The organism is Acetobacter tropicalis, from assembly GCF_001580915.1.
Classification (GTDB): domain Bacteria; phylum Pseudomonadota; class Alphaproteobacteria; order Acetobacterales; family Acetobacteraceae; genus Acetobacter; species Acetobacter tropicalis.
Genome location: NZ_LHZQ01000217.1, coordinates 14,746 through 27,851, shown reverse-complemented (window position 1 = coordinate 27,851; position 13,106 = coordinate 14,746). Strand labels below are relative to the sequence as shown.

At 59.2% G+C, this 13,106-nt stretch carries 10 protein-coding genes; 8 read left to right on the top strand and 2 right to left on the bottom strand.

What is annotated here, in order from left to right:
* Positions 1-48: 48 nt before the first annotated feature.
* Positions 49-1,182, bottom strand: a complete 1,134-nt coding sequence (locus AD944_RS12325; RefSeq protein WP_045542619.1) for an Mrp/NBP35 family ATP-binding protein — start codon at positions 1,180-1,182, stop codon at positions 49-51.
* Positions 1,183-1,344: 162 nt separating this feature from the next.
* On the opposite strand from AD944_RS12325, the gene AD944_RS12320 reads away from it, so the two are divergent.
* From AD944_RS12320 to AD944_RS12285, 8 genes are all read left to right on the top strand, one after another.
* Complete coding sequence (locus AD944_RS12320; protein ID WP_081939048.1) at positions 1,345-2,556, top strand: OpgC family protein; 1,212 nt, start codon at positions 1,345-1,347, stop codon at positions 2,554-2,556.
* Positions 2,557-2,709: 153 nt separating this feature from the next.
* Entirely contained in the window at positions 2,710-3,576 is an 867-nt protein-coding gene (locus AD944_RS12315) for an SGNH/GDSL hydrolase family protein (protein WP_082741250.1), read from the top strand.
* Between the two features lie 387 nt (positions 3,577-3,963).
* Positions 3,964-5,541: a DegQ family serine endoprotease gene (locus AD944_RS12310; RefSeq protein ID WP_045542620.1), complete on the top strand. Its 1,578-nt coding sequence runs from the start codon at positions 3,964-3,966 to the stop codon at positions 5,539-5,541.
* Between the two features lie 25 nt (positions 5,542-5,566).
* Positions 5,567-6,592 (top strand): FUSC family protein, encoded by a 1,026-nt coding sequence (locus AD944_RS12305; RefSeq protein WP_045542621.1) that lies wholly within the window; start codon positions 5,567-5,569, stop codon positions 6,590-6,592.
* A 127-nt stretch (positions 6,593-6,719) separates the two neighbouring features.
* On the top strand, positions 6,720-7,709 hold the full coding sequence (locus AD944_RS12300; RefSeq protein WP_082741251.1) for a quinone oxidoreductase family protein: 990 nt from the start codon (positions 6,720-6,722) through the stop codon (positions 7,707-7,709).
* A gap of 520 nt (positions 7,710-8,229) precedes the next feature.
* Complete coding sequence (locus AD944_RS12295) at positions 8,230-9,477, top strand: autotransporter strand-loop-strand O-heptosyltransferase (RefSeq protein WP_145912849.1); 1,248 nt, start codon at positions 8,230-8,232, stop codon at positions 9,475-9,477.
* Positions 9,478-9,727: 250 nt separating this feature from the next.
* Positions 9,728-10,450, top strand: coding sequence for a hypothetical protein (locus AD944_RS12290; RefSeq protein WP_045542622.1), 723 nt, complete (start codon positions 9,728-9,730; stop codon positions 10,448-10,450).
* Positions 10,451-10,607: 157 nt separating this feature from the next.
* A complete protein-coding gene (locus AD944_RS12285; RefSeq protein WP_006559571.1) occupies positions 10,608-10,853 on the top strand; it encodes a hypothetical protein in 246 nt (81 codons plus the stop codon).
* A 330-nt stretch (positions 10,854-11,183) separates the two neighbouring features.
* Here the strand turns inward: AD944_RS12285 and ilvD are convergent, their stop codons facing one another.
* Positions 11,184-13,052, bottom strand: coding sequence for a dihydroxy-acid dehydratase (gene ilvD / locus AD944_RS12280; protein WP_045542623.1), 1,869 nt, complete (start codon positions 13,050-13,052; stop codon positions 11,184-11,186).
* Positions 13,053-13,106: the final 54 nt, after the last annotated feature.

Here is a 13,106-nt window from a genome sequence, read left to right as displayed (position 1 = left end):
AGGAGGCCTCTTCTCGCTGGAAAGCGACCTCGCTCCGTCGTCTGATAATCAGGCGGGCGTGGAGGCTGTCTGCTGTTGCAGCGCCTGTGCTGTGGTGCGGGCAATGCGGCGGAAGGCCTGAGCGGCTTCGCTCTCCGGTGCGCTGGCGACAATGGGAGCGCCTTCATCGCCACTGGCGCGGATAGCGGCCAGCAGGGGCACTTCGCCCAGAAATGGCACACCCATGGCTTCGGCTTCCTTCCGGGCCCCGCCATGGCCGAACAGTTCCGTATTGTGCCCGCAATTGGGGCAGCAGAAATAGGACATGTTCTCAACCAGCCCCAGAACGGGCACCTTCATTTTCTCAAACATGCTCACGCCGCGCCGGGCGTCAATCAGGGCAATGTCCTGCGGGGTGGAGACAATAACGGCCCCGGCCAGCGGCACCTTCTGCATCAGGGAAAGCTGGGCATCCCCCGTGCCGGGCGGCATGTCCACCACCAGAACATCCAGTGTGCCCCAGTCCACATCTGTCAGAAACTGGGTGATGGCCCCCATCACCATGGGGCCACGCCAGATCATGGCCTGCTTTTCTTCCACCAGCATACCGATGGACACCGCGCGGATTCCCCAGACCGGAATAGGTTGAAGGCGACCATTGATCACTTCTGGCTTGCCCGCCGCACCCAGCATGCGGTGAAGGGAGGGGCCGTGAATATCCGCATCCATCAGCCCCACGCTCAGCCCTTCCTGCGCCAGCCCTACGGCCAGATTGGTGGCGGTGGTGGATTTGCCAACACCACCCTTGCCGGAGGCCACGGCAATAACGGCTTTGACACCGGGCAGCACGGGCGCGTTCGGTTCTGGCGGGGTGCCGCCAAAGGGTCGGTGGCCGCCGGCCGCTGCGCCGCGGGGGGCAGCGGGCTTGGGTGGTGCAGCGGGGCGATGCGCGGTCAGGATAACCGTGGCGTCCTGCACGCCGGGCAGCGTTTTCAGGCGTGTGGCGGCTTCATCACACAAAGGGGCAAGGTGCTGGGCCTGCTCGCGGTCAACGGCAAGTGCCACGGACAGCTTGCCCTGTTCCAGCCGGAACCCCTCAAATTTTCCAACGGCCAGCAGGGAATGGCCAGTCTGCGGGCTGCACACCGAATCCAGAACCCGGGCGATGTCATCATGATGAGGCGAGGAGGGAGTCTGTGCCAATGGTTTTGTCCTGATCTGCAACAAGAAGCGGTGCGTGCCGTGTTGGCAACAGCAACGCGCAGGGTCCGTCAAGGGGATAAAGTGGCTTTGGCGCTTTGTTCTGCAAGGCAGAACGCGTAAAGAAGGCAGGAAGAAAGGCCACCTGACCATACTGGCTTTATCATGATCCGCATTAAAGGGGCCAGCTTCCTTACCATGACTGCACAGCCGGACACTCAGGGCGCAGAGCAGACACCAGCAGCACCGGCCATCAAACCAGCCCGCCCCGCATCAGGAATAAGTGCTGGGCGGGATCACCGGATTGACGCCATGCGCGGTGTGGCTTTGCTGATGATGTTTGTGGATCACATTCCTCAAAGCCTGCTCAACCGCTTCACCATGCGTAATATCGGCTTTGCCGATGCGGCGGAGGTGTTCGTGCTGCTGGCAGGATATGCATCCTGGCTGGCCTACGGGCGCGGGTTCCGAAAATATGGCACCGTGGGGTGCCTCAAGCGCATTTTCCGCCGGTGTGTGCAGCTTTATATCGGGCAGACCCTGATGGTGGTGGTGTCCGTGCTCAGCATCCGTATGTGGCGGCATTATACGCCTGTGCCCGTGGATTTTCTGGAGCCTGAACTGGCGCACGGGCTCAACTGGGTGTGGCGTGTCATGATGTTTGATGCGCTGCCCAGCAACCTGAACATTCTACCGCTTTATATTGTGCTGCTGGGGGGCTTTCCGGTGTTTTACCTGCTCATGCGGGTGCATCGTTCTCTGGCGTTGCTGCTCTCCGGGGCGTTGTGGATGCTGGTCAATCTGGACCCCGGCCTGAACTTTCCCAACTGGCTGGACCCGGACGGCTGGTATTTCAATCCGTTTGCATGGCAGTTCCTGTTTGCGCTGGGGGTTTCGGCCTCGGCGGAGACAGAGCGGCGAGGCGCGGATTTTCCACGGTTGGACCTGCTGGCAGGCTGTTGCATCCTGTATCTGGTCTTCTCCGCCCTGCAGGCGTTTCCGTGGGCACAATGGCACCTGCCGGACCTGCGGCCCTTTGGCAGCATGATCATGCCGGAAAAAAGCTGGCTGTCTCCGTTCCGATTGCTGGATGTGATGGCTATTTTCTATCTGGTGCAGTCTTCCCCCAGGGCCCGTAAATGGGCAGCGGACTCCACAACCGGACAGTTGCTGGCCCGCGTAGGCCGTCATTCTCTGGAAATCTTTGTGGTGGGTACGCTGCTTGATCTGTATGCGCGGCTGATTTTCAACACCTTTGGCGATGGCTGGCTGTTGCAGGTGGTGGTGAACGTGACCGGATTGAGCATTCTGTTCGCATTGGCTGCATGGCTGGATAATTACCGCAAAGCCAAGAAATTGGCCGCTGCCAAAGCCTGAAGCACGATGCGCGCAGACGGTCCCACACATCAGGCGGGAAATGCCGCACCAGAAAGGGGCTGAACTGAAGGCTGTGCAGATATAGACAGCAACAGGAGCAGATACGTCTGAGGATGGGGCAGACATAAGACGCGAGAAGAAGGGACAGATCTGATGGCGCAGCATGAGAACCATAGAGACGGGCTGCCTGCCGGAGATGCCGTCGGGCAGGCGAAGGAGCAGACGAGCCCGGATACCAAAAGGGATGCGCAAGGCCGCTCTGGTGGTGTTTCCGGTCTGGGCGCGGGAAAACCCGGAGGCTCAGCGCATGAAGCGTCTCACAGAGATCAGGTGGCGTTTTCCGGCGGCGCTTCCCCTAGCGAGGAAGGGATAGCAGCGGTGCGCTTGCCTCGTGTCCGTCAAAAGCTGCTGGCGGCGGAGCCGCTGCGGGTGACGCTCTTCGGTTCGTCCACAACAGAAGGCGTGGGGGCTTCCTCACCCGCCACCAGCTATGCCGGGGTGTTTGAAACCTGCATCCGGCCATACGCTTCTGGCGGCCTTACGGTGATCAATCGCGGTATTGGCGGGCAGGGAGCGGCGGAAATGCAGGCCCGGTTGCCCGCTGTTCTGGCTGATCAGCCCGATCTGGTGATCTGGCAGGGCGGTGTGAATGATCCGTTGACCGGCGTGCCCTTATCCCGCTTTGAGGACATGACCCGGCAGGATTTGCAGACAATCTGTGCCACTGGCGCGGATGTTGCGCTGATGGACCTGCAATGGTGCCGCCTGCTGGATGAATGTCCTGCCGCCCCAGCGTTTCAGGCGGCGGTGCATGCCATGGGGCAGGCGTTGCATCTGCCTGTGTTCCCCCGTCTGGCCCGCATGCATGCGTGGGGAAAAGAGCTTGGCGTAGGGCGGGAGGATCTGTCGCCTGATGGGGTACATATGTATGATTTCGGATACCGGCTGCTGGGGCAGGCGGTGGCGGACTGGGTCTTGACGCTCGCCGGTATGGCGCAGACCCGAGCCATAGAGCCATAGAGCCATAGAGCCATAGAGCCATAGAGCCATAGAGCCACAGGTTCCCGCCGGGATGAGGGGGGTGCGTGGCAGGGGAGTGCTGGCCTGAGAGGCCGTTTGGAAAGCCTGTCAGGGCGGTTTGGCAAGATTTTGTGTGAAGAGAAGGTGGTGGATTTTCACGTCCTGCTTTCTCGGTATGCTTGCAAACATGCCGTGTCAGTCTGAGACATTCGCCGCCAGCGTTATCTGCTGCCCCTTCAAACAGACTCTCACCAGCGTTTTCTTGAGAATGTGGCGCCCTCTGCCGTGCTCTGGCCGCTTTTGTGAAACAGGCTGACGTTCCGCCGTGATCGTGCGATAGAGCAATACTCTGCTCTGTTTTTCTGACTATTGAGAGTGACTTCGCCCATGCGTCTGCCCGTTCATCTCCTTTGCGCCGGTTCTCTCTCCTGCCTGCTGCTGGCCGGGGTTTCCGGCTCGGCCTCCGCATGGGCCGCAGGGTCTGCTGCCGTGCCAGCCAGTGTGCCGGCACCTGCTCCCGCAGCACCTTCCGCCGTGGCGGGCGTGGCGCGTGGGGTGCCAGACAGCTTTGCAGATCTTGCTGCCCGCCTGCTGCCTGCGGTTGTGAATGTTTCCACAACCCAGACGGTCAAGAGCGGCGATGATGACGATGATGAGGACGGCGATGGAGAAGACCAGCTTCCCCAAATGCCCAATTTTCCGCAGGGCTCCCCGTTCGAGAAGTTTTTTCATGATTTCATGAACCGGCAGAACAGCCCGGACGCGCCGCCGCGCCGCATGCAGGCGCTGGGGTCCGGCTTTATTATTGATCCCGCCGGTTACATTGTGACCAACAACCATGTGATCCGCCATGCGGACAAGATTACCGTCACCTTGCAGGACAATACGGTGCTGACTGCCCGTGCCGTGGGGCATGATGACCGGACCGATCTGGCCCTGCTGAAAGTGGATAGCAAGAAGCCGCTGCCCGCCGTGCATTTTGGCGATAGTGACAAACGCCGCGTGGGGGACTGGGTGCTGGCGATTGGCAACCCGTTCGGCCTTTCCGGCACGGTGACGGCGGGGATCATTTCCTCACGCGGGCGGAATATTGATCAGGGCCCGTATGATGATTTCATCCAGACGGATGCGCCCATCAACAAGGGTAACTCCGGTGGTCCGCTGTTTGATATGGATGGCAATGTGATTGGCGTGAACACCGCCATCTATTCGCCCTCCGGCGGCTCTGTCGGGATCGGGTTCTCCATTCCGGCCAGTGAGGCACAGGGCATTATCGAGCAACTGCGCAAGACCGGCAAAGTCTCCCGTGGCTGGCTGGGGGTACGCATCCAGAACGTGACGCAGGACATTGCCGATGGCCTGAACCTGACCCCCGCCCGTGGCGCGCTGGTGGCCGGGGTGGAAAAGGATGGCCCCGCCGCTAAAGCCAAGTTGCAGACGGGTGATGTTATTCAATCCCTTGATGGCCACCCCATTGAAGGCAAAGCGCTGCCCCGGCTTTCCGCCCAGTTGCCGGTTGGCACGGTGGCGCATCTGGGTGTGTGGCGTCATGGCAAGACCATTGATGTGCCCGTGACCATTGGCGCGTTGCCCGAGCCCGCGGCTGAGCCGGAAAAGAAACCGGCTCCCGCCACCAAAAGCAGTGCAGAAGTCAGCCTGTCCACGCTCGGGTTTGCCGTGGGCGCGCTGGATGCGGCTGCGCGCCAGAAATACAATTTGCCCGCCGCCCAGAAAGGTGTGGTGGTTACCTCCGTCAAGGATGGTGGTCTTGCGTCTGACCGTGGCCTGAAGGAAGGCGATGTGGTGACGGAAGTGCAGCAGGCGGAAGTCATCAGCCCGGCAGATCTGAAAAAACGGATAGAGGCAGCGCAGAAAGCCAAGAAGAAATCCATCCTGCTTCTGGTGCATGATGCCGATGGCCTGCGCTGGGTTCCTTTCCCGTTGACGGGTGATGATACGCCTTGAGCCGTAAGGTTTAGGTCCTCCGCGTATGGCGTCATTTCTTTTTGCCGCGCCGTGGCTGAATAATCCCACGGCGCGGCAGACCATCCGGCTGCTGGTTTCAGTCGGACTTTCCGGGCTGGTGGCGTGGCTGACCAACCTTCAGGAACCGGGCTGGGCGCTGATCACATCCGTGATTGTCACCCAGAGCAGCATTACGGAAACGCTCTCCAGCGGGCGTTACCAGATGGTGGGCACGCTGATTGGCGCGACTGTCAGCATTCTGCCTATTACCCTGCTGATGTTCCACTGGCCGTTGTGGCAATCGTTCGCGGTTGCGTTCGTGCCGTTGGCGGTGCTTGCCTCCTGGCGGCCCAACACGCGCATGGCGGTGGTCACGCTCATGATCGCAACACTCTTCCCCACGCAGGATGATCCTTATCTGCGGCCTGTGGAGCGTGTGCTGTCCATTCTGATTGGCGTGGGCGTCTCCATGCTGGTTTCTTATGTTGTGCTGCATGAGCAGGCCCGGCGGGATGCCTTCCGCAATGCGGCGGCCACCGTGCGCAAGATTGTGGATATTCTTGACCACGCCCGTAACAGGGACATTGACTGGCTGGGTATTCAGGACCTGAATGATGAGGGCGCAGCCGCCTTGCGCAAGGTGCAGGCTGCGGTTGAGGAAGCCCGGCGCGAGCGCTGGCGGCCCCTTGAACAGCGTGACCCCATGCTGGCGGCTTTGCCCAAGGCATTGCGTCAGTTGCAGATGGATACGCTGGTGGTGGCCCGCGCCATTCTGCGGGCTGGCGGGCAAAACACGACCGTTTCCCGTGAGACAGCGGCAGCCCTGAGCGCTGGCATGATGCGCGGCTTTGAGTGGATTATCATCCGGTGCGAGAGCGAGGCTGTGACCCGCTCTGGTGAGGAATACCGCGTGGCCGCCGGGGTGATTACCGCCCTGCCCACGGAAGAGGGGATTGATGATGAGATCATCCGCTTTGCCGTGCATATTCTGCGCACGGACCTGATCTCCCTTATCCGCCTTCTGGGAGAAGATGACGCGGATCGCTCCTGAGTCCTCCGCACAGGCAGCAGCGGTGTAGGGGGAGCCGGGCTTCTTTTTCTCATGTGATTGTTTGCGCTCCTTCTGCGTTTTTCTGGCAGGATGGCGCATTGCCGCGCGTGCATAACACAGGAGTCTGATGGTTATGGTGACTGAAACCAATACGGTGATACGGGTTCACAAAACGGGTGGCCCGGAAGTGCTTCAGGCTGAAACCCTGCCTGTGCCCAAACCTGCAAAGGGGGAGGTGCTGCTGCGGCAGGAGGCCATAGGCGTGAACTTCATTGATACGTATTTCCGCTCCGGCCTGTACAAATATCCCTCCTTTCCTGCCGTTCCAGGTATGGAAGGGGCCGGGGTGGTAGAAGCCGTGGGCGAGGGCGTGAACAGCGTCTCCCCCGGTATGCGGGTGGCTTATGCTGGCGTACTGGGCAGTTATGCCCGCTACCGCACTATCGCGGCGGACCGGCTTGTGGCTCTGCCAGAGGCTGTGAGTTTTGAAACCGCCGCCGCCATTACGTTGCGCGGGCTTTCCGCTCATATGCTGTTGCGGCAGGTGTATGATGTCAAAAAAGGCCAGTCTATTCTGGTGTATGCCGCCGCCGGGGGCGTGGGGCAGTTGCTATGCCAGTGGGGCAGGCACCTTGGGGCGCATGTCATTGGTGTAACTTCTACACCGGAAAAGGCAGAACTGGCTAAATCCTGCGGGGCGGCGGACGTGCTGGTGGGCACTGATCACCTGGCCGACCGTGTGCGGGACCTGACAGAAGGCGCCATGGTGCCCGTGGTGTATGACAGCATTGGCCGGGATACGTTTGAAGCCAGCCTGAACTGTCTGGCGCCACGTGGGCTGATGGTCAGCTATGGCAATGCGTCCGGCCCGGTTACGGGGGTGGATGTTGGTACATTGGCCGCCCATGGCAGCCTTTACCTGACCCGGCCTTCTCTTGGGGCTTATATTGCCAAGCCGGAAGAGCTGCAGGCTTCGGCCAGCGTTTTGTTTGATCTGCTGGCAAAAGGCGTGCTCAAGCCCAGCATTGGCCAGAAATTTGCGTTGGCGGATGCCGCTCGTGCCCATGTTGCGCTGGAATCTCGCAAGACTACGGGCAGTACCATTCTGGTGGTGTAAAGCTGCTTCCTGTTTTCCCGTTCTGTGTCGGGTTCATATGGGGTGGCCAGAGGGGCAGGTTGCGCGCCTCTGGCATGTGACAGAGCAGGAATATGCTTCTGGTGGCATGACGGCACGGGGTTTATGGGATACTCTGCCTTCCAGCGTTCCAGACCTCTGGAAGGCAAAAAGAATGCAAGGATAGTCTGATATGGCAAAGTGTTTGTCAAAATGCCCCAAATCTCCCTGCGTACGCGGCCTGCTGCTGGTTGGGCTGATTGCGTCTGTGGTGTATTTCTTCCGCAAGAAGAAGTGCTGCGGCTAAAAATGGCCTGACCTTGTTGCAAGATAAGGTAGGATTACAAAAAACCCGCATCGGGAAACCGGGCGGGTTTTTTTGTATAAGGGATTTTCCGCCTCCCTCCTGATGGATGTTCGCCTGGCGCCTGAAGAAAAGCGTGGTTTGCAAGTCTATGTTCTGGAGAAAGACGTGACGACACCCCAACCTATTCAACAGGGTTTACCTGGGCAGCCAAACGGTATCGTTTCCTCTGCCTCCCAGACGCAAGGAAGCGCTCCGGACGAAAAAGCCAAAGCGCCTCCCGCCTATGTAGCACCTGCCGAAAAACCGGCTCTGGATGCCGGAAACGGTATTTTCTACGATTTCAATTGTGGCGCGCGTATTCTTCTGCCGCAGCGGCAGGAAGGTAAATGGCGGATCACGTTGCGGGATCTTGATACGGCGAACATTCTTTTCCTGAATGAAAACACAAGGGCCTTCATTTCGTCTGCCAAGCGCTACTTCGTGCGTTTTGGTCTGGAAGTGGTGGATATCAGTGCGACAGGCGAGGAAACCCTCGTTTTCCAGCATGAATATGATGCCCGGGATCGGGATGTGGTCATTCAGTTGCCCGTGGGCACGTTGGGGGATACGCTTGCGTGGTTTCCCTATGTCTCACGTTTTGCCAAGCAACACGGCGCGCGCGTGACGTGCCTGCTGTCAGGCCTGATTCTCCCCTTGCTGAAAGACGCTTATCCCAATCTGCGGTTGATGACACCGGAGGAAGCCCGAAAGGAAGGCGTGTGCGAGAAGGCGTATGCCATCTACTGCATCGGTCTTTTTTTTGATGATGTAGAATGTATCCAGCAGCCAACGGATTTCCGTTTTGTGGGCCTGCATCGCACCGCCGCCTATATTCTGGGTGTCCCGCCCGATGAGGAAGCCGCGCGTCTGACGTTGGAGGATGAGAGCAGGCCGATCCCCGAGCCGTATGTCTGTATTGCCGTGCAGGCCAGCACGCAGTGCAAATACTGGAACAACCCCACCGGCTGGAGTGAAGTGATTTCTTTCCTGAAAGGGAAAGGATACCGCGTGATCTGCATTGACCAGAAGCCGGTGCACGGAGCCGGTATTATGTGGAATCATATTCCCCATGGCGCGGAAGATCAGACGGGTAATCGCCCCCTGAGCGAGCGGGCGCGTTGGTTGCGGCATGCTGCCGCCTTTATTGGCACCAGCTCAGGCCTGGCGTGGTTGGCATGGGCGGCTGGCACGCAGGTTGTGCTGATTTCCGGCTTCACCCACCCGAACAATGAGTTCTCAACCCCTTACCGCGTCATAAACTGGCATACCTGCAATTCCTGCTGGAACGATGTGAGGGTGCGGTTTGATCATCACAATTTCCTGTGGTGCCCCCGGCATGAAAACACGCCTCGCCAGTTTGAATGCTCCCGGCTGATTACGGGCGCTCAGGTGATTAATGAGGTGAAGAAAATAGTCGGGGCGTGAGCAGGCGGTTTGCCTCGGGATTTTTTAGAAAAAACGCTACCGGCGGAGGCTGCGGGCACAGACGGCGGCCCTGGCGTTCCGAAGGGGGCGCGGGGCCTGAGCGTGTTTTCCCGCAGAAACCCGCTTCTTGAGGCAGAGCAATGCGAAGGTGGCGGGTTGTGTTATGGTGGAAGCGCTGTATCAGATTACCCGAATAACTGCTGTCTGAAGCCCCGCGTTCTTCAGACTGATTTCAGAAAGGATAAGGGCGTTGCATCCTGTTGTTTCTCGTCTTGCTTCTCTGGCTGCCGGTTCTGCGGCGGTATGCGCCCTCGCCTTGGGTGGAGTGGTTGCCGGTCTGCCATCAGAAGCGCATGCGCAGGCTTCTGTGCTTCTCAAACACCAGTCTGCCAAGGCCGTGGTTGAAACCGTGGACCATGATGCGCGTGAACTGCTGCTGCGTGAAGCCAACGGGCATCTGATCACCATTGAATATGGCTCCGCCGTGCGTGATCTGCCGCATGTGAACGCAGGCGACAAGCTGAGCATTTCCTTTGTGGAAACCCTCGGTGCTGATCTGGCTCCTCCCGGCAGCCCCCTGCCGGAATCCACGCTTACTACCGCACGCGGCTATGTGCATGGCCATCCGCGTGGTGTGATTGCGTCCTTCCGCCGCGAACGCGCCAAGATTAATACCATTGATCTGCCCACCCACACCGTGACGTTCACCACGGATGATGATGCCTCCCACGTTGCTGTTCTGCGCACGCAGGCCATGCAGGATTTCCTGAAAACCCTGAAGGTGGGTGATGTGATTGATATCACCCGTATGGAATCCATCTCCTACATCATCCTGAACGAAAAAACGGAAGCCGCTCAGGACGCAGCGAATGCCGCCGCCGCTGGTGCAGCATCCGCGCCGGGTGCTCCGGTGCCTGCCACAGCCTCGCAGCCCGCTACGGTTCCGACGGCTCCTGTTGCTCCGGCGCAATAAAGACACTCGCCGTCAGGCATAGGGCCAAGATCAGAGGGTGAAGCAGGGCAACCTGACCACCTTCTGATCTGGTTTTTCAAGGCGTGTTGTCTGCGGGGTGGCGTTTTCTGCTCCCGCAGCCATGCGCTTTCTTTTCAGCCAGAAGGAAGAACAGCGTATGAACTCTCAAAACAGGTCAGGCTCTGCTTTTCTGGAAAAGCTGGAACAAGTGAATGATGGCCGCTCTTTTCTGGCCAATCTGTTTGGTTTTGTGTGCGTAGGGTGTACGCTTGGTCTGGCCAACCTCATCTGCCGGTTTGGTCTGCACATAGAACTTACCTACGTTTTGCGTATTTTGATTGTGGCTGTTGCGGCCTATTTCTTCCTGCCATTGTTCATTCTCTGGCTCTGGAAAGGCCGCTGAACGGTCGTTTCCGGTCGCAGCTAAAGCGATAGCGTTTCACAAAGTAGTCCGACTGGCCCGTATAAAGTCTGTCATGTGCAAAACCGGACAACACCTGTCTGTCTTCCGTGATCAACAATGTCCGGGCCGCGTTGATACTCTGAAGGGGCCGAACACCCTTCGGCCCTGCCAGAGTGACAAGCATAACGCAGTGATAAGTCAACACGCGGAAAAATCTGAACGGGGGTTTGCGAACCCTTCATCAGACTTCTCAGATTTCCTGCCCATCGGGGCGGGCGCATAAAAAAACCGGGCGAGAGGCCCGGTTTTTTGTAACTGTAGTCTGTCTTTTTAGCGCGGTGTGCGGCGGGTCAACTGGCTGACATCGCGCACAGCGCCCCGTGCGGCGCTGGTGGTCAGGGCCGCATAGGCCTTGAGCGCATTGGAGACAACGCGGTCACGCTGTGGCTGCCAAGCCTGATCGCCCTTGTCATCCATCTTTTCGCGGCGTGCGGAAAGCTCACTGTCCGCAACGGCTACGGCCAGACGGCGGTTGGGGATATCAATTTCAATAATATCACCTTCTTCCACCAGCCCGATGGTGCCACCTTCCCCTGCTTCAGGCGAGATATGGCCAATGGAAAGGCCAGAGCTTCCGCCAGAGAAGCGGCCGTCTGTAATCAGGGCGCATTTTTCTGCCAGCCCTTTGGATTTCAGATAGCTGGTGGGGTAGAGCATTTCCTGCATGCCGGGGCCACCCTTGGGGCCTTCATAACGGATCAGCACCACATCACCGGGTTTGATTTTGTCACCCAGAATGGCGGAAACAGCCGCATCCTGGCTTTCAAATATGCGGGCAGGGCCAGAAAACGTTTCAAGCCCGGCAGCTACCCCGGCGGTTTTCACAATCGCGCCGTCTTCGGCAATGTTGCCGTACAGCACGGCCAGCCCGCCATCCTTGCTATAGGCGTGGGCTGCGTCACGGATGGCGCCTGTGCTCTGGTCCTTGTCCAGTTCCTTGTATACGCTGGACTGCGAGAACGCCTGTGTCGTGCGGATGCCCCCCGGTGCGGAGCGGAAGAAGGTTTCCGCTTCCGGCTTTGGTGCACCATCGGCCGCGCGGATATCCCACTTGGCCAGCGCGTCCGTAACGGAGGGGGCGTGGACCATCGGGATATCGTTATGCAGCAGGCCCAGCCGGTCCAGTTCACCCATAATGGCGGGAATACCGCCGGCGCGGTGCACATCTTCCATATGCACATCCGGGCGGGAAGGAGAGACCTTGCACAGGTTGGGCACCCGACGGGAAAGCTGATCAATGTCCTTCATGGTGAAGGGCACATTGCCTTCATGCGCGGCTGCCAGAAGATGCAGCACAGTGTTGGTTGAACCACCCATGGCAATATCGACCGACATTGCGTTTTCAAACGCCTGCATGGTGGCAATGCTGCGGGGCAGCACGCTGGCGTCTTCCTGCTCGTAATGGCGGCGGGCCAGATCCACAATGCGGCGGCCAGCTTCCACAAACAGCTCACGCCGGGCGGAGTGAGTGGCCACAAGGCTGCCATTGCCGGGCAGGGACAGGCCCAGTGCTTCGGTCAGGCAGTTCATGGAGTTGGCGGTGAACATGCCGGAGCAGGAGCCGCAGGTGGGGCAGGCAGACCGTTCAATGATTTCCGAATCCGCTTCACTCACGCTCGGGTTGGCGGCGGCCACCATGGAGGTCACAAGGTCCGCGCGCTGTTCAATATCGTTCAGCGTGACGCGCCCGGCTTCCATCGGCCCACCAGAAACAAAAATGGTGGGAATGTTCAGCCGCATGGCGGCCATCAGCATGCCGGGAGTAATTTTGTCACAGTTGCTGATGCACACCAGCGCATCCGCGCAGTGGGCGTTGACCATATATTCAACGGCATCGGCAATCAGTTCGCGGGAGGGCAGGCTGTACAGCATGCCACCATGACCCATGGCAATGCCATCATCCACCGCAATGGTGTTGAATTCACGGCCAATACCGCCAGCTTCCGCAATGGACTCGCACACAAGCTGGCCCAAGTCTTTCAGGTGAACATGGCCGGGCACAAACTGGGTGAAGGAATTGGCGACGGCAATAATCGGTTTACCGAAATCCGAATCCTTCATGCCTGTAGCGCGCCACAGGCTGCGCGCGCCTGCCATGTTGCGGCCGTGGGTGGTGGTGCGGGAGCGATAACCGGCCATTATTGCGGGTCTCTCTGGTCATGGTTCACAGGACTCTGATATCAGGGAGAGGAC

Bases quoted from the DNA above. Each gene is read 5' to 3' on its own strand.
- AD944_RS12320 (WP_081939048.1), top strand. From the start codon at position 1,345: ATGATCCGCATTAAAGGGGCCAGCTTCCTTACCATGACTGCACAGCCG.
- AD944_RS12315 (WP_082741250.1), top strand. From the start codon at position 2,710: ATGGCGCAGCATGAGAACCATAGAGACGGGCTGCCTGCCGGAGATGCC.
- AD944_RS12310 (WP_045542620.1), top strand. From the start codon at position 3,964: ATGCGTCTGCCCGTTCATCTCCTTTGCGCCGGTTCTCTCTCCTGCCTG.
- AD944_RS12305 (WP_045542621.1), top strand. From the start codon at position 5,567: ATGGCGTCATTTCTTTTTGCCGCGCCGTGGCTGAATAATCCCACGGCG.
- AD944_RS12300 (WP_082741251.1), top strand. From the start codon at position 6,720: ATGGTTATGGTGACTGAAACCAATACGGTGATACGGGTTCACAAAACG.
- AD944_RS12285 (WP_006559571.1), top strand. From the start codon at position 10,608: ATGAACTCTCAAAACAGGTCAGGCTCTGCTTTTCTGGAAAAGCTGGAA.
- ilvD (WP_045542623.1), bottom strand. From the start codon at position 13,052: ATGGCCGGTTATCGCTCCCGCACCACCACCCACGGCCGCAACATGGCA.